Source organism: uncultured Methylobacterium sp., assembly GCF_964242245.1.
Lineage (GTDB): Bacteria > Pseudomonadota > Alphaproteobacteria > Rhizobiales > Beijerinckiaceae > Methylobacterium.
Window position 1 is genome coordinate 1 of record NZ_CAXTBY010000053.1, and the last position, 25,049, is coordinate 25,049.

Below are 25,049 nucleotides of genomic sequence, written 5' to 3' on the forward strand. Positions count from 1 at the left end.
GGTGCTCCGGCATCCGGGAGGACCATTCTCCCTGGAACAGGTCGATCACGTTCTGGGCGGACGGTGCAACGTCCACGAGCTTGTTCGATTCGGTCATCGCGTCCATCGAAAGGAGTGTGGGCTGCTGCGTTCCGTTCGATCTCCTGACCCATGACAGCGAACGGACGATTGCGGCTCCGCAACAGCTCAAGGACCTGATCCAGTCGATTCCCATGTACAGGCACTGTGTCTAGCGGAGCTGCGCTTTCGGCATCAGGCTTCCCGCAGCCCAGCATACCGGGCTTGTCAACGGACGCAGGCATGGCGCAACTGGAAACGAGGCCGCGATGACGACCGGGGGCGCGGTCCGATCGGACCGTCACCGGCCCTCGGGACCGCATCGACCGGCTACACCCGGGGGCGCCGGGATGGCAACAGATCAGGGAAGCGCTTGATGTCGAACACCCCCTACATCCCCGGAAGCATGCGCCAAGTCTGCTTCCACGGCGGCGGCGGGCCGGAGGTGATCGGCATCGAGACGGCGCCGTTGCCCGTGGCTGGTCGGGGCCAGGTTCTGATCGAGGTGGTCGCGGCCGGCGTCAACCGGCCGGATGTGATGCAGCGCGGCGGGAAATATCCCCCGCCGCCGGGGGCGACCGGGGTGCCCGGGCTCGAAGTGTCCGGGTGCATCGCAGCGCTGGGCGAGGGGGTGTCGGCACTCGGGGTGGGGGACGAGGTCTGCGCGCTGGTGATCAGCGGCGGTTACGCCGAATTCGCGGTGGCGGAAGCCGGCCACTGCCTGCCCAGGCCCAAGGCCCTGACGCTGGTCGAGGCCGGCGGCATCCCGGAGACGTTCTTCACCGTCTATTCCAACGTGGTCCAGCGCGGCCGGCTGGCCTCCGGCGAGACCTTCCTGGTGCATGGCGGATCGAGCGGCATCGGGTCGACCGCGATCCAGGTGGCCAAGCAGATGGGCGCCCGCGTGCTGACGACGGCGGGCTCGGCCGAGAAGTGCCGGTTCTGCGAGGAGCTCGGCGCCGATGCGGCGATCAACTACCGCGAGGCGGACTTCGCCGAGGAGGTCCAGCGGCTGACCGACGGCAAGGGCGTCGACGTGATCCTCGACATGATCGGCGCGAGCTACCTCGCGGGCAACATCGCCTCGCTCGCGGTCGAGGGACGCCTCGTGCTGATCGCCCTGATGGGCGGCTACAAGGTCGAGGCGCTCAACATTACGCCGATCATGCTCAAGCGCCTGACCTTCACCGGCGCCACGCTCCGCCCGCGCCCGAACGCCGAGAAGGCCGCGATCGCGGACGGCCTGCGGCGGGACGTGTGGCCGATGCTCGACGCGGGCGCGATCCGGCCGGTGATCCACGCGACCTTCCCGCTGGAGGAGGCGCGGGCGGCGCACGCGCTGATGGAGTCGAGCGCCCACCTCGGCAAGATCCTGCTCGTCACCGGCCGCTGAGGCGCGGCACCGCCGGGAGGAACCCGCGCCCGCGGCCCTGCGTTGGCCGGATCACGGATGCGCGCCGGTCCCGGCGCGTGCGACGCCCGTACGGCGCGCAGGTGAGGTGTTTGAGATGGCTGAGAAGTTGCCCAACGAGAGCGCACGGCAGGGCGAGCGCGGCAAGTCGATGCTGTGGGTGCTGGGCGCGAGCCTCGTGCTCCTGGTGATCGCCACGGTGGGCCTCCTCACCTGGAACGGCGCGAACTCGCCGAAGGACTACGCCAGCCAGAGCCAGGACGGCTCGCGCAAGGAGGTCACCGGCTCGGTGAGCGGTCAGGCGAACGGGCCGTCCTCGGCTAACAGCGGCGGTGTCCCGGCCGGAAACCCATCCTATCCGCAGCCGTCGCAGCCCTCCGCCAACGGAACCCCGAAGTAGCGTCCCTTGCGCGCCCGGCCCGCCGTCAGCGGGTCGGAACCGGTGTCTCGCCGCGGTAGTCGTAGAAGCCGCGCTTGACCTTGCGGCCGAGCCAACCCGCCTCGACGTACTTCACCAGGAGCGGGCAGGGACGGTACTTCGAGTCCGCCAAGCCCTCGTAGAGCACCTGCATCACCGACAGGCAGGTGTCGAGGCCGATGAAGTCGGCGAGTTGCAGCGGGCCCATGGGATGGTTCGCGCCGAGCCGCATCGCGGTATCGATCGACTCCACCGAGCCGACGCCCTCGTAGAGGGTGTAGATCGCCTCGTTGATCATCGGCAGCAGGATGCGGTTGACGATGAAGGCCGGGAAATCCTCCGACATCGTCGAAGTCTTGCCGAGCTTGGCAATGAACGCCTTGGCCGACTCGTAGGTCGGGTCCTCGGTGGCGATGCCGCGGATCAGCTCGACGAGCTGCATCACCGGCACCGGGTTCATGAAGTGGATGCCGATGAAGCGCTCGGGCCGGTCGGTCGAGGCGGCGAGCCGCGTGATCGAGATCGACGAGGTGTTGGTCGCGACGAGTGCGTCCGGACGGAGCGACGGGCACAGGGTCGAGAAGATCTGGCGCTTGGTCGCCTCGTTCTCGGTCGCGGCCTCGATCACGAGGTCGCAGGGACCGAGGTCCTCGAAGCTTCGCGCCGGGACGACGCGCTCCCGGACGTCACGGCGCTGGCCCTCGCTGATCGTGCCCTTGGCGACCTGCCGGGCGAGGTTGCCGTCGATGCTCGCGAGACCCGAGTTGAGGCGCTCGGCATCGCGGTCGTTCAGCAGCACGTCGAGGCCGGCCGCGGCGCAGACGTGGGCGATGCCGCTGCCCATCTGCCCGGCACCGATGATGCCGACGCGCTTGATATCGATGCCCATCTCTCGATCCGTGCCCCCGACGCTCACAACCGGAGCGGCTGCCGAGCTTACACCAGTCGCGCGATCCGGCAGCCTCGTCGAAGCGGGCCGGAACGCACGGGTCCCGCCTTCTAGACCCTTCCGGGGCTGCTGTGGAACCCGTAGCACGCCGCACCGGACCATGGGCGGACAGGATGATGCGCCGGCTCAGCCGCCGCTCAGCCGCCCTTGGCCTTTCCGATCTCCGCCTGCAGGGCCGGCACCACCTGGAACAGGTCGCCGACGAGGCCGTAATCGGCCACCTGGAAGATCGGCGCGTCCTCGTCCTTGTTGATCGCCACGATGACCTTCGAGTCCTTCATGCCGGCCAAGTGCTGGATCGCCCCGGAGATGCCGACCGCGACGTAGAGGTCCGGCGCCACGACCTTGCCGGTCTGGCCGACCTGCCAGTCGTTCGGCGCGTAGCCCGCATCCACCGCAGCGCGCGAGGCGCCGACCGCGGCGCCGAGGCTGTCGGCTAGCGGCTCGATCAGCTCCTTGAACTTGTCCGAGGACCCCAGCGAGCGGCCGCCCGAGACGATGATCTTGGCCGCCGCCAGCTCCGGTCGATCGGATTGGGCGATCTCCTCGCCCTTGAACGTCGAGCCGCCGGCCGCGGAGGCTGCCGCGCTCACCGCCTCGACGGGTGCCGCCGCGCCGCCCTCGCCCGCCGCCTTGAACGCGGCGGTGCGGACGGTGATGACCCGCTTGCCGGGGCCGGCCTGGACGGTCTGGATCGCGTTGCCGGCGTAGATCGGACGCTCGAACGTGTCGGGGGAGATGACCGTGATGATGTCGGAGATCTGAGCGACGTCCAGCAGCGCGGCCACGCGCGGCAGGATGTTCTTGCCGGTGGTCGTCGCCGAACAGACGATGGCGTCGTAGGGCTCGCTGAGCGCGACGATCAGCGCGGCGACCGGCTCGGCGAGGTCGTGGTCGTAGACCGCGTCCTCGGACAGCAGCACCTTCTCGACGCCGTCGAGCCGGGCCGCAGCCTCGGCCGCCGGCCTGCTGCCGGCGCCGAGCACCAGGGCGTGGATCGGTCCGCCGAGCTGCCCGGCGGCAGTGAGCGCCTTCAGCGTGCCGTCCTTGATCTCGGACCCGGAATGCTCGACGAGGAGGAGGGTGGTCATCGGTTCAAGCCTCGAATGTGACGGGACGGACGCACGGCCGCGCGCGGGAGCGCTGTCCGGACGGATCAGATGACGCCGGCTTCGCCCCTGAGCTTCTGCACCAATTCGGCGGCTGACCCGACCTTGATGCCGGCCGACCGGCCCGGCGGTTCGGTGGTCTTCAGGATCTTCAGCTTCGGGGTCACGTCGATCCCCAGCGCCTCCGGCGCCAGCTCCTCCAGCGGCTTCTTCTTCGCCTTCATGATGTTGGGCAGCGAGGCGTAGCGCGGCTCGTTGAGGCGCAGGTCCGTCGTGACGACAGCCGGCAGCGTGAGGCTCACGGTCTGCAATCCGCCGTCGACCTCGCGGGTGACATCGACGGTGCCGTCGCCGAACTCCAGCTTGAACGCGAAGGTGCCCTGCGGCCAACCCAGCAGCGCAGCGAGCATCTGGCCGGTCTGATTGGAATCGTCGTCGATCGCCTGCTTGCCGAGGATGACGAGTCCGGGGTTCTCCTTATCGACCACAGCCTTGAGGATCTTGGCGACCGCGAGCGGTTCGCAGTTCACGTCGGTCTTCACCAGGATCGCCCGGTCGGCGCCCATGGCAAGTGCGGTGCGCAGCGTCTCCTGGGATTGCTGCGGCCCGATCGAGACGGCCACGATCTCGCTGACCTTGCCCTTCTCCTTCAGGCGGATCGCCTCCTCGACGGCGATCTCGTCGAAGGGGTTCATCGACATCTTGACGTTGGCGAGCTCGACCCCGGAGCCGTCGGCCCTGACCCGGATCTTCACGTTGTAATCGACCACCCGCTTGACGGGCACCAGAACCTTCATGGCGGTCAACGTCCTCCGCGCGCACGTTTTCTTGTCGGGAGAGCCGGCCTGGAGACGCCGGCGGCTCGTACAGGGAGCGGACCGTAGCGGCCACATTTCCGCCTTGTCAACGCGACGCCGTCGCCGGCGGCAGCCCGGCTCAAGGTCCGAACCCCCTCGCGCGCGGCCAACGGTCCCGTACCGTTGTGATGCCCGGCAGCGCACCGAACGGCAGCCTCCGGAGGCGGGCAGCGGATCGCAGCGTGTCCGCGGGGCTGATCCGGGAATGGTCGTGGCGACCATTCCCGGATCAGGGCTGCCCGTTCTGGCAGCCGTAGGGCGGCACCGCCCGCGGGAAGCGCTCCATGATGCGTGCGCAGCCCCATTCGCGGATCGGCGCCGGCAGGCGGGCGTTCACGTCGATGCCGATCTCATCGTAGGGCGAGGACCCGGCCGTGACGTGGCTGTACCACTTCCAGCCCAGGATGCCGGTGAGCGTCAGGGCTCCGACCAGGATCGCCGCGACGACGATCGAGACCGCGCCGGACCCGAGCCTCCGCCGCGCGCCGTCCGTCCGCCTCACCGATTCTTGCCCGGCACCCAGAGCACGTCGTCGACGCCGTCCGCGTTGGCGGCGCGGCTCGCGACGAACAGGAAGTCGGAGAGACGATTGAGGTACTTGAGCGCCTCGGCCGAGACGACCTCGCCCTCGGTGGCGGCCAGCGCGACCGCGTGGCGCTCAGCCCGGCGGCAGACGGTGCGCGCGAGGTGGAGCGCGGCGGCCGCGGGCGAGCCGCCCGGCAGGACGAAGGATTTCAGCGGCGCGATGTTCGCGTTCAGCGCGTCGATGTCGGCTTCCAGGCGCGCCACCTGTGACGCCACGATCCGCAGGGGCTCGTAGGCGGGCGGCGCATCGCTCTGCGGGGTCGCGAGGTCCGCGCCGAGGTCGAACAGGTCGTTCTGGATCGCGCCGAGCATCGCGTCGAGGCGCGGCTCGGCGTGCAGGCGCGCGAGGCCGACGCAGGAGTTGGTTTCGTCGACGGTGCCGTAGGTCTCGATGCGGAGATCCGCCTTCGAGCGGCGCTGCCCGTCGGCGAGCGCCGTCGTGCCCGTGTCGCCGGTGCGCGTGTAGATGCGGTTGAGGGTGACCAAGACCGGATACGCGCTCTCAGGATCAGAAGGTGTAGCCGAGCTTGCCGCCGAAGTTGGTCAGGCCGCGGTTGTTCACGCAGAGACCGGCGTTCGACATGTGCTCGACGGTGGCCATAATGCTCCAATGCTCGCTCAGGCGGAAGCCCAGGGCGGCGGCCTCGCGGAACAGGGGCGAACAGCCCAGAGCGTTTAACCTGAGGTTGATCAGGGATTTCTCGCCCGTCGCGCCGTCGTGGACCGCGCCGCCGAAGAAGCCTTCGAGGAAGACGATGTTGTTGAAGGTCTGCGGGAACAGGTCCACCGTCCAGGTGGCGCCGAGGTAGGCGTAGCTGGTGCGGCCGCCGAAGTTGTAGCTGCCGCCCACCGTCGGGCGCGGGACGAAGGACTGCCAGAACGGATCGAGGCTCACCAGGGGCTTGGCGAACAGGATTTCGCCGTTGACGTTGTTCGTGCCGCCTTCCGCGCTGCCCGGGTCCTGAACCGCGCCGCCGACGCGGACCTCCGAGACGATGCTGAGCGGCTGAACCGGAGCCGTGTAGGCGGCCCGCGGCGCGGGGCCGAGATCGGCCGCCAAGGCGGGCAGGGTCATCGCCAGGGCCAGGGCGCCGACGAGCGGGCGACACGAGATGGACAGCATGCAGGAGGGATCCGGTTGAGCCCGCATCCCTAGCACGAAGGACGGAGCGCCCGGCAGCGCGGCCGAGGGCGTTTCATCCGTGACGGCCCCGATTGCCGCCCGGTGCGGCCCCCCGGTCACAGTCTCAGGCCGAGCGCCACCACGCCACCCCCATGATCACGAGGATCGCCACGAACTGGAGCAGGACGCGCAGGCGCATCAGCCGCTGCGACAGGTTGGCGTCGCCGCCGCGCATCATGTTGGCGAGGCCGATAAGCAGGATCACCGCCACCGCGAGGCAGGCGACGAGGACGACGGAATTGCCGGACATGAATTAAGCGACCTCGACAGCGTGCGATGCACCATCATAGGGGCTTCGCGGCGACGACGGCAGGGACGAAGCGCCGCTGCCGCATCCGTGACACGAGGCCGCCCCGCCGCTCAATTGCGGCGCAGCAGCCGCTCGAAGTAGTCGAGCTCTTCCCGGGCACGGGTCGGGTCGCCGAGCTTGCGCCGCAGCTCCTCCATGATCCGCCGGGCGCGCTGCACGGCCGACTCGTCGGCCGTCGGAACCTTGACGCGGCCGTCGCTCATGTCGCGGCCGCGGGTCGGGCGGCCGAGCGGGTCATCGTCCTTGGCGCCGGCCTGTCCCTGCTGCCCGGGCGCTTGGCCGTCCGGCTTGTCGCCCTGGCCCTCGCCCTCGGCCATCTCCTGCATCTGCTGCTGCATGCCCTCGGCGCCACGCTTCAGCCCGTCGAGGGCACGGCCCTGCGCATCGACCGCATCCCCCTCCTGGCCCTGCTTCAGGGCGTTCTCCGCCTCGCGCATGGCATCCTCGGCATCGGCGAGTCCCTCCTCGCCCTTCATGCCGTTCTCCTTCATGCGCTTCTCGAGGTCCTCCAGGCGCTGGCGCAGCGCCTGCTGCCGCTCGCCGACGCCGCCCTGCTGGCCCTCGCCCTTCTGTCCCTCGCGACCTTGCTGGCCGCGCTGGCCCTGCTGACCGGGAGACTGCTGTCCTTGACCCTGCTGCCCCTTCTGTCCGGGCTGCGGACGCTGGCCGCGCTGGCCCTGCCCGGACCCGGGCTTGTCCTGACCCTCCTTGAAGGTCTCGTCGCGCAGGCCCTGCTGATCGCGGGCCATCTGATCGAGCTCCTTCATCTGGCGCTGCATCGCGCGCGCGCTCGGATCCGATTTGCCGCCCTGCTCGGCGCTCTGAAGGTTCTCCAGGATGTTGCGCAACTGCTCCATCAGGCGCTGAGCCTCGGCGGTATCCCCGCGCTTCATCGCCTCGGCCATCTCCTGGAGCATCTTGTCGAGATCCTCCGGCGTGACCGTCTTCGACGGCTGACCCTGCTGGCTGCGCGCGCTCGGCTCGCGCGGTTCGCGGGATTGCTTCTCCGCCAGCTCCTTCATGAACTTGTCGAGCGCCTGCTTCAGGTCCTGGGTCAGGCGCTTGATCTCGTCGTCGGGGGCATTCTTATCGATCGCCTGCTTGAGACGGTCCTGCGCCTGCCGAAGCTGCTTCTCGGCGTCCGAGAGGTCGCCGTCCTCGATCTTGAGGGCCATCTCCCACAGGAGGTCTGCGACCTCCGTCAGGGCCGCGTCGGTGTCGGCCGCGCGCAGGCGCCGTGCCGCCGCCTTCAGGCCGAGGAAGACCGCGAGCTTGGGCGTGAACGGGTCGGGCGCGATCAGCAATGCGTCCAGCGAGGTCTGAACCCGGCGCCGGCCCTCGTCCGGCGTGACGACGAGGCGGCGGCGCTCCTCGGCGAGCGCGCGGGCCAGCGGGTCGCGGAAGGGGCGGGCGGGCAGCACCATGTCCACGGTCGGCGTGCGCCCTTCCTGGCCCGCCTCGTCCTTGACGACGATCGTGAAGCGCACCTTGCCCCCCGACCAGGGATTGTCGGTGAGGTCCACGAGCGTCTTGGTGTCGGCCTCGCCGCTCGCGTCCCCCGGCAGCGCCAGGGCGATCCGCGGCGGCGGCACCAGCGCGCGCGCGCCTCCGATCGGCTCGACGAGGCCTTCGGCCGAGGCGATCCCGTAATCGTCCTTGGCGCGGTAGGTCAGGTTGAAGGTCCCGCGCCCGTTGACCTCGGGGCCGCCGACGCTGCGCACCTCCGGCGGATGGTCGGGGATCGCCTCGACGATCAGGCGCTGGGTCTGGCCGGGCGCCGCGATGGTCAGCTCGGCGACCGGTCCGACCACCTGGAACCGGTCCTCGCGCAGGTCCGGCCGGGCCTCCTTGCCGGGCAGGGCTTTGAGGCCGGCGTCCGGGGTCAGGGTCGTCAGCGCCGGCCCCTCTCCCGCGATCCGCACGATGAGCTGGGCGTTCACCGGCGCGCGCAGGCGCTGCTCGCCGCCGGACATGGTGACGACGAGGGGCGGCATGCGGGTGTAGATCGGCGGATCGATCCAGCCGTCGATGCGGAAGCGCGGGCCGGCGGCGGCCGGTGCGTGCCAGTCGAAGGCGCTGCCGATCCGGTCGCGCCATTCCGGGCCGGCGACGAACAGGCTCGCGACGGCCGTGACCACGAGGAGCGCCCGCAGGGCGAACGGGTCGTGCCGCGTCATCCCCGGGCGCGGCAACCCGACGCGAAGGCGCGACACCGCGTCCGCCGCCCGGCGCTGGTGCAGCGTCCAGAGTGCGCGGGTGTCGGGGTCGTCGCTGCCGACCGCGAGCGTATCCCCGATCGCGGAAGCCGGCGCGTGCGCCAGGGCCGGGTCGCGCGCGGCCGCCTCGCGATCGATGCGGGCGAGCGCGGCGCGCCGGTCGGTGCGCCCGAGGCGCAGGAGCGGCACGAGACCGCCGAGGAATGCCAGCGCGAAGCCGGCGAGGCCGGCGATGCGCCAAGCCGGTGCGAGGTCGAGCCACAGCCCGAGGCAGGACACGGCGAGGAAGGCGAGCCCGACGCCGAGGCCGCGCCAGAGCACCGGCCACGCACGCTCCCACCGCCCCGCAGCGCCCGCCCGCGCCACCAGCCGGTCGAGCCGCGCCAAGGCGTCGGATCGCTTCGGATCGTCCCTGCTCACGCCGGTCATCGCCCCGCCGCCCCCCGCGCCTCTCGGCCGGGTGCCCTCCGGTTCAGGCTAGCATGGTGGGCATCCCGGGCCAGCGGGTCAAATCCGCTCAGGGCCGAGGCCCGATACCCCGAAGGTCAATCGTGCGACTGGATGAAGTTGCGCACCAGCGGATAGGTCTGGCCCTCCCACTTGCGGCCGGAGAACACGCCGTAATGGCCGACGCCGGCCTGGAGGTGGTGGCTGCGCATGTGCGGGGGGAGGCTGGTGCAGAGGTCGTGGGCGGCCATGGTCTGGCCCACCGCGCAGATGTCGTCGCGCTCACCCTCCACGGTCATCAGCGCGGTGCGGCGCACGCTGCGCATGTCGATCGGGTTGCCGCGGTAGGTGAGCTCGTTCTTGGCCAGCGTGTAGTCCTGGAACACCGTCTTCACGGTCTCGATGTAGAACTCCGCCGCGAGGTCGAGGACGGCGAAGTACTCGTCGTAGAAGCCGGCGATGGCCTCGGCCTTGCCGGTCTCGCCGTTGGCCATGTGCCAGAACAGGTCCGTGTGCCCCTGCACGTGGCGCTTGGTGTTCATGGCGACGAAGGCCGAGACCTGCATGAAGCCGGGATAGACCCGCCGCCCCGCGCCCTTGTGGCGGCGCGGCACCGTGGCGATGAGGTTCTTCTCGAACCACGCGATCGGCTTCGAGGTGGCGAGCGTGTTCACCGAGGTCGGGCTGATGCGGCAATCGACCGGACCGGCCATCAGCGTCATGCTGCGCGGGACCGCCGCATCCTTGGCCTCCGCCATCACGGCGGCGGCGGCGAGCGCCTGCACCGTCGGCTGGCACACGGCGAGCACGTGCCCGCCGCCCCGCATCGCCCTCAGGAACTGCATCAGGTGGTCGACGTAGTCGTCGAAGCCGAAGGCGCCCTCGGAGAGCGGCACGTCGCGGGCGTTGTGCCAGTCGGTGATGTAGACGTCGTGGTCGGGCAGCAGGGTCCTCACCGTGCCGCGCAGCAGCGTCGCGAAGTGGCCCGAGAGCGGCGCCACCACCAGCACCTTCGGCTGCTCGGTGTCGATGTCCTTGCGGAAGCGCAGCAGCGTGCCGAAGGGCGTGGCGAGAACCGGCTCCTCGGTGACCGGCACCTCCCGGTTGCCGACCTTCACCGTCTCGATGCCGTAGGCCGGCCGGGCGAAGGTCAGGCCGGTGCGCATCATCATCCGGGCGCCGGCCGACCACCACGTCACCGGTTCGCCCAGGCCCGCCCACGGCGAGACCGCCTGGTGCAGCACGCGGCCCCAGGCACGGGTCTGCTGCGCCAAGTCGCACTGCATCTCGAACGCATCGTACAGCATCGGACGGGCACTCGTGCGCGACCGTTCCGTCCTGCGGGCGATCACGGCTTCGGGGATGGGCTGATACGCCGCGACATGCTGCATCATCATGCATGCAGACTGGGCCTAGCGCGGAAGCGCCGCAACGTCGAAAAGTGCGAAGGTGCCGGCCTGTGCTTTCGCGGCATCAGGCCGCGACGGGCGCCGGCCCGGGCACCTCACCCGATCGCCCCGCTCGCGATCGTCACGCCCCCGTCCACCACGATCGCCTGCCCCGTCGTGAAGCGCCCGGCGGCAGACGCCAGGAAGATCGCCGCGCCCGCGATCTCGTCCGGCTCGCCGATCCGCCGGAGCGGCGCGCCGGAGGTCGCGGCCTCCAGCACCTTCGGGTCCTCCCACAGGGCGCGGGCGAAGTCGGTGCGGACCAGCCCGGGGCAGATGCAGTTCACCCGGACATTGTGCGGCCCGTACTCGACCGCGTAGTTGCGCGCGAGCTGCATGTCGGCGGCCTTGGAGACGTTGTAGGCGCCGATCACCGGCGAGCCCAACAGCCCGCCGATCGACGAGACGATGACGATCGCCCCGTCCCGCCGCGCGATCATGCCGGGGGCCGCGAGCTGGATCAGCCAGTGGTTCGAGAGGACGTTGTTGCTGAGGATCTTGGTGAATTGCCCGTCCGTGATGCCGGCGAGCGGCCCGTAATACGGGTTGCTCGCCGCGTTGCAGACCAGCACGTCGACCGCGCCGAACGTGTCGTGGGTCTCACCGATCAGGCGGACGAGGTCGTCCTTCACCGAGATGCTGGCGGGCACCGCGACGGCGCGGCCGGCCCCGTAGGCCGCCTCGATCTCGGCCACCACCACCGCGCAGGCCTCGCGCCTGCGCGACGACACCACCACCCGCGCGCCCTGCTCGGCCATGCGCAGCGCGATGGCGCGGCCGATGCCGCGCGACGAGCCGGTGATGACGGCGACCTTGCCGGTCAGGTCGAACAGCGACATCGGCCTCTCCCTCCCGCGTCCGTCGAAGCCTCGCCGGTCCGGTCCGCGGCTCCCAACGCCTCAGGCCCCGGCCTTGAGGGCGAAGGACCATGCGGCCTCGGCCAGTTGCGGCACGCGGGCGGCCATGTCGGCGGCGTGGTCGCTCGCGGCGGTTCCGGCCTTCATCCGCCCGGCGATGCCCTGGAGGATGCCGACCAGCCGGAACAGGTTGTAGGCGAAGTACCAGTCGAGGTCCGGCAACCCGTCGCGTCCGGTCTCGCGGCAGTAGAGTGCCACCGCCTCGTCCCGCATCGGGATGCCGAGGCGCGCGAGGTCGAGGCCGCCGAGGGCGCTGCGCCCGTCGGCCGGCAGCACCCAGTGCATCAGCAGGTAGCTGAAATCGGCGAGCGGATCGCCGAGCGTCGAGAGTTCCCAGTCGAGCACAGCCGCCACGCCGCCCCCGGAAAAGATCATGTTGTCGAGGCGATAGTCGCCGTGGACGATCGAGACCCGCGTCTGCTCCGGGACGGAGCGCGGCAGCCAGTCGATCAGCCGCTCGGCGGCCTCCAGGCGGTCGCCCTCGGCGGCGCGGTACTGCCTGGTCCAGCGCTCGACCTGCCGGGCGAAGTAGTTGCCAGGCCGGCCGTAATCGGCCAGCCCGATGGCCTCGTGGTCGGTGTTGTGGAGGCGGGCCAGCGTACCGATCATCGCCTCGTAGACGCGGCGGCGCTCCGTGGGCGCGAGGGCCGGCAGGGCCGCGTTCCAGTGCACCGCGCCCTCGACCGCCTCCATGACGTAGAACACCGCGCCGATGACGCCCGTATCCTCGCACAGCGCCTCGGCACGGGGCACCGGGAAGCCGGTGCCGTGCAGCGCGCCGATCAGCCGGAACTCGCGCTCGACCGCGTGCGCCGACGGGAGCAGGGCCCCGAAGGGTTTTCGCCGCAGGACGCGGGCGTGGCCCGGCGTCTCCAGGCGGTAGGTCGGGTTCGACTGTCCCCCCTTGAACTGGCGCACGCTCAGCGACCCGGAATAGCCGGCCACGTTTGCCCGCATCCAGCCGTCGAGCGCCGCCTCGTCGATGCGGTGGCGCGGCTCGACTGGTTTTGTGCCGGAGAAGGCGGCGTCCGGTCCGCCGCTCACGCCGCCGGGTCCTGGTTGGTGTGGCGGGCGAATTCGAGGCGCGCGATCGCGCGGTTGTGGACCTCGTCCGGCCCGTCGGCGAGCCTCAGCGTCCGGACGTGCGCGTAGGTCCGGGCGAGATCGAAATCGTCGCAGACGCCGGCGCCGCCATGGGCCTGGATCGCATCGTCGATCACCTTCAGCGCGATGCGCGGCGCGGCGACCTTGATCATCGCGATCTCGAGCTTCGCCCCCTTTGCGCCGACCTTGTCCATCATGTCGGCGGCCTTCAGGCAGAGCAGGCGCGTCATCTCGATGTCGATCCGGGCCTCCGCGACCCGCTGCTCCCAGACCGACTGGTCGGCGAGCCGCTTGCCGAAGGCGGTGCGCGACAGGAGGCGGCGCACCATCGCCTCCAACGCGGCTTCCGCCGCGCCGATGGTGCGCATGCAGTGGTGGATACGCCCCGGCCCGAGGCGCCCCTGCGCGATCTCGAAGCCGCGGCCCTCGCCGAGGATCAGGTTTTCCGCCGGCACGCGCACGTCCCGCAGGATGACTTCGGCGTGGCCGTGCGGCGCCTCGTCGTAGCCGAACACCGTGAGCAGGCGGCGGATCTCGACGCCCGGCGCGTCGAGCGGCACGAGGATCTGCGATTGCTGGCTGTGGCGCGGGGCGTCCGGGTCGGTCTTGCCCATCACGATCGCGACCTTGCAGCGGCGGTCGCCGACGCCCGTCGACCACCACTTGCGGCCGTTGACGACGTAGTGGTCACCGTCACGGCGGATCGCGGTGGCGATGTTGGTGGCGTCCGAGGAGGCCACATCCGGCTCCGTCATCAGGAAGGCCGAACGGATCTCCCCCGCCATCAGCGGCTTCAGCCAGCGCGCCTTCTGTGCGGCGCTGCCGTAGCGGTGCAGCACCTCCATGTTGCCGGTGTCGGGCGCCGAGCAGTTGAACACCTCCGAGGCCCAGGCGACCCGGCCCATCGCCTCGGCGCAGGGCGCGTAGTCGAGGTTGGTCAGCCCGGCGCCGCGGAATTCCGCCGTGTCGTGCTCGGGGGACGGGGGCAGGAACAGGTTCCACAGCCCTTCCGCCCGCGCCCGCTGCTTCAGGCCCTCGATGATTGCGGAGGGCGCCCAGCGGTCGGGCACCGTCGCGGCGGTCTCCGCCCGAACGGCGCCGAGCGCCGGGGAGACCTCGGCGGCCATGAAGTCGCGGACCCGCGCGAGCCAGCGCTCCTGCGTCGAGGACGGGGAAAAATCCAACGCTCCGCTCCCTGAACCCGCCGCCGTTCGTTCGCGCCTGAGTAGACCCAGCGTACTCCCGCTCGGATTCGCGGGACAACCCCAACGCCGCCCGAGGCTGAGACATCCCGCCCTGCCTCAGGCCCCGCCGCTCGATACCGGTCCTGCGAATTGCGAGGCGGATCAGGACGGTACGGGCGCGTCGCCCGCACGCGGAGGCGCTTGCGCCGGGCGGCCCTGAGGATTAATTAACCACCTGAAATCATTCGTCTTCCCCTGAAACGGCCCGGATGCGGTACATCGGGGCGTGCGGATCACATGAAGCGCCACCGGACGCGGCGGCTTCGTACACGGAAAGAGACCCTTGGCCGACAACGACGACAAGGGCGGCGCCGCAGCCCCGCCCGCCAGCGACATCAAGCCCGTCTCCATCACCGACGAGATGCGCCGCTCCTACCTCGATTACGCCATGAGCGTGATCGTAGCCCGCGCGCTCCCCGACGCGCGCGACGGCCTCAAGCCGGTGCACCGGCGCATCCTGTTCGCGGCCTACGAGAGCGGGCACCTGCCCGAGCGCAAGTACGTCAAGTCGGCCCGCATCGTCGGCGATGTGATTGGTCTCTACCACCCGCACGGCGACCAATCGATCTACGACGCCCTGGTGCGCATGGCGCAGGACTTCTCGATGCGCCTGATGCTCATCGACGGGCAGGGCAATTTCGGCTCCGTCGACGGCGATCCGGCCGCCGCCATGCGCTACACCGAGTCGCGGCTGGCCAAGCCCGCGACCGCGCTCTTGGCCGACATCGACAAGAACACCGTCGACTTCCAGCCGAACTACGACGAGTCGCGGGAGGAGCCCTCGGTGCTCCCCGCCCGCTTCCCGAACCTGCTCGTCAACGGCGCGGGCGGCATCGCCGTCGGCATGGCGACCAACATCCCGCCGCACAACCTCGGCGAGCTGATCGACGCCTGCATCGCGCTGATCGACGATCCGGGGCTCACCATCGAACAACTGACCGAGATCGTCCCCGGCCCCGACTTCCCGACCGGCGGCGCGATCCTGGGAAGAGCGGGCACGCGCCTCGCCTACGCCACCGGCCGCGGCTCGATCATCATGCGGGCCAAGTCCCACGTGGAGGAGCTGCGCAAGGAGCGCGAGGCGCTGATCTTCACCGAGATCCCGTATCAGGTGAACAAGGCGACGCTCGTCGAGAAGATCGCCGAGCTGGTCAAGGAGAAGCGCGTCGAGGGCATCTCGGACCTGCGCGACGAGTCCGACCGCGACGGCATGCGGGTCGTCGTCGAGATCAAGCGCGACGCGATGGCCGAGGTAGTACTGAACCAGCTCTACCGCTTCACGCCGCTGCAATCCTCGTTCGGCTGCAACATGGTGGCGCTGAACGGCGGCCGCCCCGAGCTGATGAACCTGAAGGACCTGCTCCAGGCCTTCATCGACTTCCGCGAGGAGGTGGTCTCCCGACGCACCAAGTTCCTGCTCAACAAGGCGCGCGAGCGCGCCCACGTGCTGTGCGGGCTCGCCATCGCGGTCGCCAACATCGACGAGGTGATCCGGCTGATCCGCACCTCGCCCGACCCGAACACGGCCCGCGAGGCGTTGATGGCGCGCGACTGGCCGGCCCACGACATCGCGCCCCTGATCGCGCTCGTGGACGACCCGCGCCACCGGGTGAAGGACGACGGCACCTATCGCCTCTCCGAGGTGCAGGCCCGCGCGATCCTGGATCTGCGCCTCCAGCGCCTCACGGCGCTCGGCCGCGACGAGGTCGGCGACGAGCTGAAGTCGCTCGCCGACGAGATCGCCGACTACCTCGACATCCTGCGCTCGCGGGTGCGCATCCAGACCATCGTCAAGGACGAGTTCGCCGAGGTGCGCACGCAGTTCGCCACGCCGCGCCGCACGGTGATCCTCGACTACGATTCGAGCGTCGACGACGAGGACCTGATCCAGCGCGAGGACATGGTCGTGACCGTGAGCCACGCCGGCTACGTCAAGCGCGTGCCGCTCTCGACCTACCGGGCCCAGCGCCGCGGCGGCAAGGGCCGCGCCGGCATGACGACCCGCGAGGAGGATTTCGTCACCCGCCTGTTCGTGGCGAGCACGCATACGCCGGTGCTGTTCTTCTCCAGCCAGGGCCAAGCCTACAAGGAGAAGGTCTGGCGCCTGCCGATGGCGGCGCCGAACGCGCGCGGCAAGGCGCTGGTCAACATCCTCCAGCTCCAGAACCAGGCCGAGCGCATCACCACGATCATGCCGCTGCCCGAGGACGAGGCGTCGTGGGAGACGCTGGACGTGATGTTCGCGACCGCCTCGGGCGGCGTGCGGCGCAACAAACTCTCCGACTTCGTGCAGGTGAACCGCAACGGCAAGATCGCGATGAAGCTCGATCCGGGCGACCACATCGTCCACGTCGAGATCTGCCGGCCCGAGCAGAACGTGCTGCTCACCACCGCCAACGGCCAGTGCATCCGCTTCCCCGTGGAGGATGTGCGCGTGTTCAAGGGCCGCGACTCCACGGGCGTGCGCGGCATCACGCTGGGCAAGGGCGACCGCGTCATCTCGATGACGATCCTGAACGGGTTCGAGGCGACGCCGGAGGAGCGCGCCGGCTACCTCAAGATGAGCCGGGCCGTGCGCGGCGAGACCGCGGAGGCGGATGCGGGCGCCGATGCCGAGGAGAGCGTCGTCGAGGCCGCCGTGTCGCTCGAGCGCTACAACGACATGAGCCTGCACGAGCAGTTCGTGCTGACGCTCGCCGAGCGCGGCTACGGCAAGCGCACCTCGTCGTTCGAGTACCGGACCTCGGGCCGCGGCGGCAAGGGCATCAAGGCGATGGAGGTCAACGCCCGCAACGGCAGCCTCGTCGCCTCCTTCCCCGTGGAGGCCTCCGACCAGATCATGCTGGTCACCAATGCCGGCCAGCTCATCCGCGTGCCGGTGGACGACATCCGCGTCGTCGGGCGCGCGTCGCAGGGGGTGACGGTGTTCGACACCGCCAAGGACGAGCGCGTCGTCTCGGTCGAGCACATCGCGGGCGAGGACGAGACCGAGGACGCCTGAGCCGGCGGCTCAGAACTCGCGCAGCGTCTGCCTCAGCGTGGTCGTCGTGTAGGCGCTGCGGGCGAGCCCGCGGCGCTGGAGCGCCGGCACGAGCCCGTCGCAGATGCTGTCGATGTAGACGCGCGTCAGGCGATGGAACGGCGTCGCGATCAGGAAGCCGTCGCCGCCGACCTGGGCCATCGCATCGCCCATCATGTCGGCGACGTCGTCCGGGGTCCCGACGAGGTCGAGGGCGCCCGTCGTGCCGCTGTCCCTGACGAGCTGGCGCAGGGTCTTGGGGCTCGGCGATCCGCCCGGCTGCGTCTGGCAGAACTTGTCGAGCGCGCCCTGCTCGGCGTTGGTCGTCAGCGGCGGCAGCGGCGCGTCGAGGTCGAACTGCGAGAAGTCGATGTCGGTGAACGAGCTGAACAGCGCCAGCGCCCGTTCGGTGTAGCCCGGCGAGGCGAGCGCGCGCTCGTACTGCTCCTGCGCCTGCGCGCGGGTCTCGGCCACCACCGGCGCGATCAGGGACAGCACCTTGATGTCGTCCGGGTTGCGGCCAGCGCCCGCCGCGAGCCGGCGGATGTCGTCGCGGTAGCTCTTCATGCCCGCGATCCCCGTCGTGCTCGCGATGACCGAGTCGGCATGCGTCGCGGCGAAGAGGCGCCCGCGCGGCGAGCCGCCGGCCTGGATGTAGGCGGGCCGCCCCTGGGGCGGGGGCGTCGTCGTCAGCGGGCCGCTGGAGCTGTACCACCGCCCCTCGAAGTTCAGCGCGTGCACCTTGCTCGCGTCGGCGTAGGTGTCGGTCGCGGCGTCCCGGACGACGGCGCCGGGCTCCCAGGTCCCGATCAGGCGCTCGACGAGTTCGACGTACTCGTCGGCCATGTCGTAGCGGAGTTGGCGCGGGGGCAGTTCCGTCAGCCCGAGGTTCAGCGCCGAGGCGTGCTCGGCCGTCGTGACGATGTTCCAGCCGAAGCGGCCCCGGGTCATGTGATCCAGGGTCGCGATCAGCCGCGCGAGCATGAAGGGCTTGTAGGCCAGCGTCGAGAGCGTGATGACGAGGCCGAGGTTGCGCGTCGCCGTGCCGAGGATCGCCGCGAGCGGTACGGGGTCCTGCTTCGGCACCATGATGGCGTGCTTGAGGTAGGTCTCGCGGCTTCCCTTGTAGACGGCCGGGATGCTCAGCGTGTCCTCGATCAGCATGTAATCGAAGCAGGCGCGCTCCATCGCGCGGGCGAGATCGAGGTGCAGGTCGCCCGTCCAGGGCTCAGATCCTGAGCCGAGGGGATCGTTCCAGGCGTTCTGCCCGAAATAGGTGAACCAGCCGAGGTGAAAGCGCCTGTCCCGCATCCAGGAGGGTCCTCTTGTCCTGCGTATCGACGTCGGTGCAGGCAAGAACGTGGCCGCGCCGGCGCGTCCGGTCCGCAGCTCCAATCGCGTGCGCGGTTTCCCTCGGCGCGGAAATCTTCCGCGTCCGCCGGCCATGACCACCGCGCTCTATGCCGGCTCGTTCGATCCGGTCACGAACGGGCACCTCGACGTGATCCGCCAAGCCGTCCGGCTGGCCGCGCGTCTCGTCATTGCCATCGGCGTCCATCCGGGCAAGGCTCCGCTGTTCTCGGCCGAGGACCACGCGGCGATGCTGCGCGAGGCCTGCGAGCACATCGCGGGCGAGGACGAGGGCGGAGAGATGGCGGACGAGCCCGCCTGAGCCGTCCGGGCGGATACGGTCCACATCACCACGACGCTTCGAAAACATCCGCATCGCTCCGTCGACGCGGGTGTCTTCGTTTCATCCGACGGTGCTTTGTTGAACGGCCAAAGATTTTTTCTGAATCCTGGGATGATTGCCCGCAGAGAAACGTAAATAAAAATTTGTCGGCTTCGGCAAGATCATCTTCGTTCGGTGTTGCAACGAAACCATATCATGTTTGTCACGTCTATGGCTTAAGTCCGGCCCAGCAAGTCGTACCCAGTCGAGGCCCATCGTGATCCGCAAGCTCCTCCTCTCCACCCTCGCATCGGCCGGCCTCGTGGGCGCCGCTTCGGCCGCCGATCTTCCGCGCCGTGCACCGCCGCCGGTCTTCACGCCCGTGCCCGTCTTCACCTGGACCGGCTTCTACCTCGGCGTGAACGCCGGCTACGCCTTCTCGGAGAGCGATACCGTCCGCACCGCCGGCATCGGCGCGCTGCAGAACAACGTGAACAACGGCCTGCGGCGTGCTGCGGTCCCGCTGCCGCAGGACGGCTTCACCGGCGGCGGCCAGATCGGCTACAATTATCAGTTCGCCCCGGGCTCCGGCATCGTGGTGGGTGTCGAGGCCGACGCGCAGTACACCGACCTGCAGCGTCGCCGCACCGAGACGATCTTCAACCCGGCCTTCAACGCCAACGTTCTGACCAACAGCTACCGGACCGAACTCAACTATCTCGGCACCGTGCGCGGCCGCATCGGCTACGCGTTCGACCGGGTGTTGGTGTACGGCACCGGCGGCTTCGCCTACGGCGACGTGACCCAGTCGGTCACCTTCCAGACCGCCGCCCCGATCACCTATGCCGGCCGTCGTTCGACCATGGAGACCGGCTACGCCTACGGCGGCGGCATCGAGTACGCGCTGCCCACCGAGTCGTTCCTGAACTTCTTCCGTGCGAGCGCCGTGACGATCAAGGGCGAGTACCTGCGCTACGACCTCGGCAGCCGCAACCTGCTGGTCGGCACCACCGGCGGTCCGGGCGCCGGCTACGTCGCGCAGTTCCAGACCGAGGGCAGCCTCGCCCGCGCCGGCATCAACTACAAGTTCGGCACCTACTAGGATCGCCTGTGGTTCGGCATCGCGCCGGACCGGCGGACGTGAGGGGCGGCCATCCGGGAGGGTGGCCGCCCTTCGCGTTCCGGCACGTCGATTTCGCGCGCGAGGTTCCGTTCCCCGCGAGAATCCTCTAGGGCGTCGGGCGATGATCCGCACCGCGCTCTATGCCGGCTCCTTCGATCCGGTCACGAACGGCCATCTCGACGTCGTGCGCCAAGCCTGCCGGCTGGTGCAGCGGCTCGTGATCGCCATCGGCGTGCATCCGGGCAAGGCGCCGCTGTTTCCCGCCGAGGAGCGCGCCGCGCTCCTGCGCGAAGCCTGCGCGCCCCTCGCCGAGGCCGAGGGCACGGCGCTGGAGATCGCGACCTTCGACGATCTCGCGGTGAGCGCGGCGCGGCGTTGCGGCGCCACGCTGTTCATCCGGGGACTGCGCGACGGCACCGACCTCGATTACGAGATGCAGCTCGCCGGCATGAACGGCACCATGGCCCCCGAGGTGCAGACCGTGTTCCTGCCGGCCTCGATCCACGTCCGGCCGATCACCGCGACGCTGGTGCGCCAGATCGCGGCGATGGGCGGCGACGTCTCACCCTTCGTGCCGGCCGCAGTCGCCGCGCGGCTCGCCGCCCGCGCCGGCAAGCCGGCTGCGACCTGACCCGTTCGCTTAAGAAAAATTCAGGAGACGCATCGCCATGAACCGCCGCAACGCCCTGTTCGCGCTCGCGCTCACCGCCGGCCTCGGCCTGTCCGGCGCCGTTCGCGCAGCCGACGCCAACACGGTCTACCTCGACACCAAGGACGGGCGCATCACCATCGAGCTGCGCCCGGACCTGGCGCCCCAGCACGTCAAGCAGATCAAGACGCTGGTGAACCAGGGCTTCTACAACGGCCTCAAGTTCCATCGCGTGATGGAGGGCTTCATGGCCCAGACCGGCGACCCGAAGGGCAACGGCACCGGCGGGTCGAGCCTGCCCGACATCCCGGCCGAGTTCTCCGCGGCCCAGTTCCGGCGCGGCACGGTCGGCATGGCGCGCTCGTCGGACCCGAACTCGGCCAACTCCCAGTTCTTCATCTGCCTCGGCGACGCGTCCTTCCTGAACGGGCAGTACACCGTGGTCGGCCTCGTCTCGGACGGACTCGACGTCGTCGACAAGATCAAGAAGGCGGCATCCGGAGCGTCGGGCGGCGCGGTCCAGAACCCGGACAGGATCGTGAAAATGCAGATGGCCGAGAAGGCCAAGTAGCCGTCGATGCCGCGTCTGCGCGTCACGCTGGCGAGCCTGATCGCCTTCGCGCCGTCCGTCGCCGACGCCGCGGGCGACCGCGACTTTTATGGGTACGCCTACCAGGACGGCGGACCGGGCTATCCCTTGAGCCTGCCGCAGACCCTGCGCGCCACCGTCACGGTGCCTCTCGACCGCGCGCCGGCCGCGACCGCCGACACGCTGGCCGAGCTCTACCCGATGCTGGCCGCCTGCTGGCGCCCGCCCGCCGCCCTCGACGGGGCCGGGGGCATCGAGATCACGGCCCGCCTGTCGCTGAGGCGCGACGGCAGCCTGCTCGGCGTGCCGCGGATCACCTATGCGACGGGCGTCGGGGGCGAGACCCGGCCGGCGCTGGTCCGCGCCACGCTCGACGGCCTGCGCCGCTGCCTGCCGGCGCCCATCACCCCCGCCCTCGGCCGGGCGATCGCCGGGCGCCCCGTCGCCCTGCGCTTCGTCTATCGCCGGGCGGCCCCGCACGGCGCGGGCTGAACGAAACCGGCCGTCCGGCCGTTGCCGGCCGAAGCCGCCCTTCGCCCGACGCCGCCGGCGCCGTGCGCGCGAACCGCAGACTCTGGAGACCGACATGGCCGACACCGACACCCTCGTCCTGGAGACCACCAAGGGCCGCATCGTCGTGGCCCTGCGCGCCGACCTCGCGCCGAACCACGTCGAGCGCATCAGGACGCTCGCCGGCCAGGGCTTCTACGACGGGGTGCCGTTCCACCGCGTCATCGACGGCTTCATGGCCCAGACCGGCGATCCGACCGGCACGGGCTCGGGCGGCTCGGACCTACCGGACCTGAACGCCGAGTTCAACGCCGAGCCGCATACCCGCGGGACCTGCTCGATGGCGCGGACCAACTTCCCGCACTCGGCCAACTCGCAGTTCTTCATCTGCTTTGCCGACGCGCGCTTCCTCGACAAGCAGTACACCGTCTGGGGCAAGGTCGTGGAGGGCATGGACGTGGTCGACACCCTCAACAAGGGCGAGCCACCGCGCGCGCCCGACAAGATCGTGAAGGCGACCGTCGGGGCGGCCTGAGCCGGGCCGGTCTTTTCTCGGAGGGCGCCGCGTGAACCATGCGTCCTTCCCTCTCCCCTCTGCGCCATCGTATCCGCACATCGCGCAGGGCGGTCCCGACGCGCCCTCCCTCCCCCCTCTGCGGGGGAGGGTGGCCCGCGAAGCGGGTCGGGTGAGGGAAGCGACAGTTCCGGCGGCGCTCCCCTCTCCCGACGCTGGCTGACGCGAGGCCCACCCTCCCCCGCAGAGGGGGAGGGAGACCGCGCAACCGAACCGATCAACCGGGTATCGGACGGCGTCGCTCTGCCGTTTCGCCCAACCGCTCGGCGTCGGCGCAGCGTCCGCGGGAAACCCCCGGCGGCCGGCGCCGCAACGCTTCCCCTTCGCGGCGTGTGTCGCGCCGGCGCCGGAGCCCTTGGCCGGAGCAGCGAACTATCCCCGGCCCGCAAGCGCCGCCTCGGCCAGCTTCAGGTCGTCCGGCGTGTTGACGTTCAGAAACGGATCGACGGGCTCGGACGGCCACGTCACCACGACCGTGCCGTGGCGGGCGATGAACGCGCCGACGCGGCGCTCGCCGCGGCCGGCCAGCGCCGCCCGCAGATCGCCGCGCAGGCCGACCGGCCAGAGCGCCACCGTGTGATGCGCCCGCCCGCCCGAGGCGGCGAGCGCGATGACGCTGCCTCCGGGCCCGGCGGCCGATCCCAGGCACAGGGCGAGGTCGTGCGGCAGGAACGGGGCGTCCCCGGACACGCTGAGGATATGGCTCGCGCCCGGTCGATGCTCGGCCGCGAAGTCCAGGCCCGCGAGGATGCCGGCGAGCGGACCTGGATGATCGGGTACGTCGTCGGGCAGCACCGGTCCGCGAAATCCCGAAAACCGCCCCGGGTCGCCGTTGGCGCTGAGCGCCAGCCCCGCGCATTGCGGCGCGAGCCGGCCTGTCACGTGATCGAGCAGCGTCCGGCCGCCGAGCCGGAGCAGCACCTTGTCGCCGCCGCCCATCCGCCGCGCGAGGCCGCCGGCCAGAATCAGGCCCAGGACCGGCGCTGGCACCGGAAGACCTACTCGAACACGATCTTCGGCGCCGCCCGGCCGACCGGTGCCCCGGTGAGGTTCGCCCAGAGCTGCTTGGCGATGGCGCGGTAGACCTGCGCCTGCGGCCCGTCGGGTGCGGTCGCCACGACCGGCCGGCCGGAATCCGACGTCTCGCGGATCGTCATGTTCAGCGGCACCTCGCCGAGGAACGGCACGCCGAGGCGCTGCGCCTCGGCCCGCGCGCCCCCGTGCCCGAAGATGTGCGATTCGTGGCCGCAATTCGGGCAGACGAAGGTCGCCATGTTCTCGATCACGCCGAGGATCGGCACCGCGACCTTCTTGAACATCGTCACGCCGCGGCGCGCGTCGATCAGCGCGAGGTCCTGCGGCGTCGAGACGATGACGGCGCCCGACAGCGGCGTCGCCTGCGCCATGGTGAGCTGCGCGTCGCCGGTGCCCGGGGGCATGTCGACGATCAGCACGTCGAGCTCGCCCCACGCGACCTCGCGCAGCATCTGGGTGAGCGCCGACTGCACCATCGGCCCGCGCCAGATCATCGCCGTCTCGGGCTCGATCAGGAAGCCGATCGACATCACCTTGAGCCCGTAGCCCTCCATCGGCACCATGGTCTTGCCGTCGATCACTTGCGGTTTGCCGGTCAGCCCGAAGAGCTTGGGCACCGACGGGCCGTAGATGTCGGCATCGAGCAGCCCGACCCTCAGCCCTTGTGCGAGCAGCGCGAGCGCGAGGTTGCAGGCGGTGGTCGACTTGCCGACGCCGCCCTTGCCCGAGGCCACCGCCACGATGTGGCGCACGCCCGGGAGCGCCGGCCCCTGGTTCGGGGGAGCGCCGGGCCGCGGCGGCGTCGCGGGGACCGGGCGCGGGGCCGCGCCGCTCTGCTCCGGCATGCCGGGGCCGCGCTCGGAGGTGAGGCTCGCGAACACGCCGGACACGCCCGGCATCGACAGCACCTTGCCCTCTGCCGTCTTGCGGATCGGCTCGAAGCGGGCGGCCTCGCTCGCGTCGATCAGGATCGAGAACATCACGCGGTTCGTCGGATCGATCACGACCTGCGAGAGCCGGCCGGAGGCCGGCAAGGGAGTGCCGGCGGCATCGACCGTCACGGTCTGGAGCACGCGCAGCACGTCGTCGCGGGTGATGGCCAAGGTCGGGCTCCTTCGCCGGGGACGGCGCCGAGGATTGGGATTGCGTGCGGCTCATGTAGACGGACCCGCCGGAAACGCCACCCTCGCGGCCGGCGCCCCCTGCTGCGCCCTTGCGCGGGCGCCGAGCCTGAACCAACCGGGGCGTCGTCCGTTGTCGAACCACCGTCGATGCGGTCAGCAGGCAGGCCTTGCGACCGCGCGACACGAGTTTGGAGACACGAGTCGATGCACCAGGGCAACCACCGCGACCACGAGGGCGCGAAGAAGCTGTTTTCGCTGATCAAGGACATCAAGATCGCGATGATGACCACCGCCGATCCGGACGGCACGCTGAACAGCCGGCCGATGTGGAACAACGACGCCGACGCGGACGGCGACCTGTGGTTCTTCACCAAGCTGCATTCGCCGAAGACCGCCGAGATCAGCCGCGACAACCAGATCAACCTCGCCTATTCCGACCCGTCCAGCCAGACCTACGTCTCGGTCTCGGGCAAGGCCGAGATCGTGCGCGACCAAGCCA

At 70.3% G+C, this 25,049-nt stretch carries 24 protein-coding genes and 1 pseudogene; 10 read left to right on the forward strand and 15 right to left on the reverse strand.

Going from position 1 to position 25,049, the window contains the following annotated elements; translation table 11 throughout:
• The first annotated feature begins 433 nt into the window (after nucleotides 1-433).
• Together ACFE8Y_RS12530 and ACFE8Y_RS12535 are read left to right on the forward strand one after the other, a co-directional pair.
• On the forward strand, nucleotides 434-1,450 hold the full coding sequence (locus ACFE8Y_RS12530; RefSeq protein WP_375464714.1) for an NAD(P)H-quinone oxidoreductase: 1,017 nt from the start codon (nucleotides 434-436) through the stop codon (nucleotides 1,448-1,450).
• Nucleotides 1,451-1,565: 115 nt separating this feature from the next.
• Entirely contained in the window at nucleotides 1,566-1,868 is a 303-nt protein-coding gene (locus tag ACFE8Y_RS12535) for a hypothetical protein (protein ID WP_375464715.1), read from the forward strand.
• Between the two features lie 25 nt (nucleotides 1,869-1,893).
• Here the strand turns inward: ACFE8Y_RS12535 and ACFE8Y_RS12540 are convergent, their stop codons facing one another.
• The 12 genes from ACFE8Y_RS12540 to ACFE8Y_RS12595 form a co-directional block, all read right to left on the reverse strand.
• Nucleotides 1,894-2,775, reverse strand: a complete 882-nt coding sequence (locus tag ACFE8Y_RS12540; protein WP_375464716.1) for a 3-hydroxybutyryl-CoA dehydrogenase — start codon at nucleotides 2,773-2,775, stop codon at nucleotides 1,894-1,896.
• A 197-nt stretch (nucleotides 2,776-2,972) separates the two neighbouring features.
• On the reverse strand, nucleotides 2,973-3,926 hold the full coding sequence (locus tag ACFE8Y_RS12545) for an electron transfer flavoprotein subunit alpha/FixB family protein (protein WP_375464717.1): 954 nt from the start codon (nucleotides 3,924-3,926) through the stop codon (nucleotides 2,973-2,975).
• Between the two features lie 65 nt (nucleotides 3,927-3,991).
• Nucleotides 3,992-4,741: an electron transfer flavoprotein subunit beta/FixA family protein gene (locus ACFE8Y_RS12550; protein ID WP_375464737.1), complete on the reverse strand. Its 750-nt coding sequence runs from the start codon at nucleotides 4,739-4,741 to the stop codon at nucleotides 3,992-3,994.
• A gap of 289 nt (nucleotides 4,742-5,030) precedes the next feature.
• On the reverse strand, nucleotides 5,031-5,303 hold the full coding sequence (locus tag ACFE8Y_RS12555; protein WP_375464718.1) for a hypothetical protein: 273 nt from the start codon (nucleotides 5,301-5,303) through the stop codon (nucleotides 5,031-5,033).
• Nucleotides 5,300-5,872, reverse strand: a complete 573-nt coding sequence (locus tag ACFE8Y_RS12560) for a cob(I)yrinic acid a,c-diamide adenosyltransferase (protein WP_375464719.1) — start codon at nucleotides 5,870-5,872, stop codon at nucleotides 5,300-5,302. The genes ACFE8Y_RS12555 and ACFE8Y_RS12560 overlap by 4 nt, the downstream gene beginning before the upstream one ends.
• Before the next feature lie 22 nt (nucleotides 5,873-5,894).
• Nucleotides 5,895-6,509 carry an acyloxyacyl hydrolase gene (locus tag ACFE8Y_RS12565; protein WP_375464720.1) on the reverse strand — a complete coding sequence of 205 codons (615 nt, stop codon included), beginning with the start codon at nucleotides 6,507-6,509 and terminating at the stop codon, nucleotides 5,895-5,897.
• 124 nt (nucleotides 6,510-6,633) lie between these two features.
• Nucleotides 6,634-6,819, reverse strand: coding sequence for a twin transmembrane helix small protein (locus ACFE8Y_RS12570; protein WP_375464721.1), 186 nt, complete (start codon nucleotides 6,817-6,819; stop codon nucleotides 6,634-6,636).
• 110 nt (nucleotides 6,820-6,929) lie between these two features.
• Nucleotides 6,930-9,524: a TIGR02302 family protein gene (locus ACFE8Y_RS12575; protein WP_375464722.1), complete on the reverse strand. Its 2,595-nt coding sequence runs from the start codon at nucleotides 9,522-9,524 to the stop codon at nucleotides 6,930-6,932.
• Nucleotides 9,525-9,640: 116 nt separating this feature from the next.
• A complete protein-coding gene (locus tag ACFE8Y_RS12580) occupies nucleotides 9,641-10,849 on the reverse strand; it encodes a polyhydroxyalkanoate depolymerase (protein ID WP_375464723.1) in 1,209 nt (402 codons plus the stop codon).
• Nucleotides 10,850-11,046: 197 nt separating this feature from the next.
• Complete coding sequence (locus ACFE8Y_RS12585) at nucleotides 11,047-11,829, reverse strand: SDR family NAD(P)-dependent oxidoreductase (protein ID WP_375464724.1); 783 nt, start codon at nucleotides 11,827-11,829, stop codon at nucleotides 11,047-11,049.
• Nucleotides 11,830-11,889: 60 nt separating this feature from the next.
• Entirely contained in the window at nucleotides 11,890-12,951 is a 1,062-nt protein-coding gene (locus ACFE8Y_RS12590) for a phosphotransferase family protein (protein WP_375464725.1), read from the reverse strand.
• Nucleotides 12,948-14,195, reverse strand: coding sequence for an acyl-CoA dehydrogenase family protein (locus tag ACFE8Y_RS12595; RefSeq protein WP_375464726.1), 1,248 nt, complete (start codon nucleotides 14,193-14,195; stop codon nucleotides 12,948-12,950). The genes ACFE8Y_RS12590 and ACFE8Y_RS12595 overlap by 4 nt, the downstream gene beginning before the upstream one ends.
• A gap of 343 nt (nucleotides 14,196-14,538) precedes the next feature.
• On the opposite strand from ACFE8Y_RS12595, the gene gyrA reads away from it, so the two are divergent.
• On the forward strand, nucleotides 14,539-17,256 hold the full coding sequence (gyrA, locus tag ACFE8Y_RS12600; protein ID WP_375464727.1) for a DNA gyrase subunit A: 2,718 nt from the start codon (nucleotides 14,539-14,541) through the stop codon (nucleotides 17,254-17,256).
• A gap of 9 nt (nucleotides 17,257-17,265) precedes the next feature.
• On the opposite strand, the gene ACFE8Y_RS12605 is transcribed toward gyrA, so the two are convergent.
• Complete coding sequence (locus ACFE8Y_RS12605) at nucleotides 17,266-18,585, reverse strand: NtaA/DmoA family FMN-dependent monooxygenase (RefSeq protein ID WP_375464728.1); 1,320 nt, start codon at nucleotides 18,583-18,585, stop codon at nucleotides 17,266-17,268.
• 133 nt (nucleotides 18,586-18,718) lie between these two features.
• Between ACFE8Y_RS12605 and ACFE8Y_RS12610 the strand changes: the two are divergent.
• The 6 genes and pseudogenes from ACFE8Y_RS12610 to ACFE8Y_RS12635 form a co-directional block, all read left to right on the forward strand.
• Nucleotides 18,719-18,913: pseudogene (locus tag ACFE8Y_RS12610) on the forward strand (adenylyltransferase/cytidyltransferase family protein); the annotation flags it as partial.
• A 310-nt stretch (nucleotides 18,914-19,223) separates the two neighbouring features.
• The gene (locus tag ACFE8Y_RS12615; protein WP_375464729.1) at nucleotides 19,224-20,048 is read left to right on the forward strand and encodes an outer membrane protein; all 825 of its coding nucleotides are present in this window, start codon (nucleotides 19,224-19,226) and stop codon (nucleotides 20,046-20,048) included.
• A 142-nt stretch (nucleotides 20,049-20,190) separates the two neighbouring features.
• On the forward strand, nucleotides 20,191-20,700 hold the full coding sequence (gene coaD / locus ACFE8Y_RS12620) for a pantetheine-phosphate adenylyltransferase (RefSeq protein ID WP_375464730.1): 510 nt from the start codon (nucleotides 20,191-20,193) through the stop codon (nucleotides 20,698-20,700).
• Nucleotides 20,701-20,737: 37 nt separating this feature from the next.
• Nucleotides 20,738-21,289, forward strand: a complete 552-nt coding sequence (locus ACFE8Y_RS12625; protein WP_375464731.1) for a peptidylprolyl isomerase — start codon at nucleotides 20,738-20,740, stop codon at nucleotides 21,287-21,289.
• Nucleotides 21,290-21,295: 6 nt separating this feature from the next.
• On the forward strand, nucleotides 21,296-21,799 hold the full coding sequence (locus tag ACFE8Y_RS12630; RefSeq protein ID WP_375464732.1) for a hypothetical protein: 504 nt from the start codon (nucleotides 21,296-21,298) through the stop codon (nucleotides 21,797-21,799).
• Between the two features lie 94 nt (nucleotides 21,800-21,893).
• Nucleotides 21,894-22,352, forward strand: coding sequence for a peptidylprolyl isomerase (locus ACFE8Y_RS12635; protein ID WP_375464733.1), 459 nt, complete (start codon nucleotides 21,894-21,896; stop codon nucleotides 22,350-22,352).
• Nucleotides 22,353-22,763: 411 nt separating this feature from the next.
• On the opposite strand, the gene mobA is transcribed toward ACFE8Y_RS12635, so the two are convergent.
• Nucleotides 22,764-23,381 (reverse strand): molybdenum cofactor guanylyltransferase MobA, encoded by a 618-nt coding sequence (gene mobA / locus ACFE8Y_RS12640; protein ID WP_375464734.1) that lies wholly within the window; start codon nucleotides 23,379-23,381, stop codon nucleotides 22,764-22,766.
• An 8-nt stretch (nucleotides 23,382-23,389) separates the two neighbouring features.
• Nucleotides 23,390-24,529 (reverse strand): P-loop NTPase, encoded by a 1,140-nt coding sequence (locus ACFE8Y_RS12645; protein WP_375464735.1) that lies wholly within the window; start codon nucleotides 24,527-24,529, stop codon nucleotides 23,390-23,392.
• A 225-nt stretch (nucleotides 24,530-24,754) separates the two neighbouring features.
• Between ACFE8Y_RS12645 and ACFE8Y_RS12650 the strand changes: the two genes are divergently transcribed.
• On the forward strand, nucleotides 24,755-25,049 hold a 295-nt coding region (locus ACFE8Y_RS12650; RefSeq protein ID WP_375464736.1), incomplete at its 3' end, for a pyridoxamine 5'-phosphate oxidase family protein.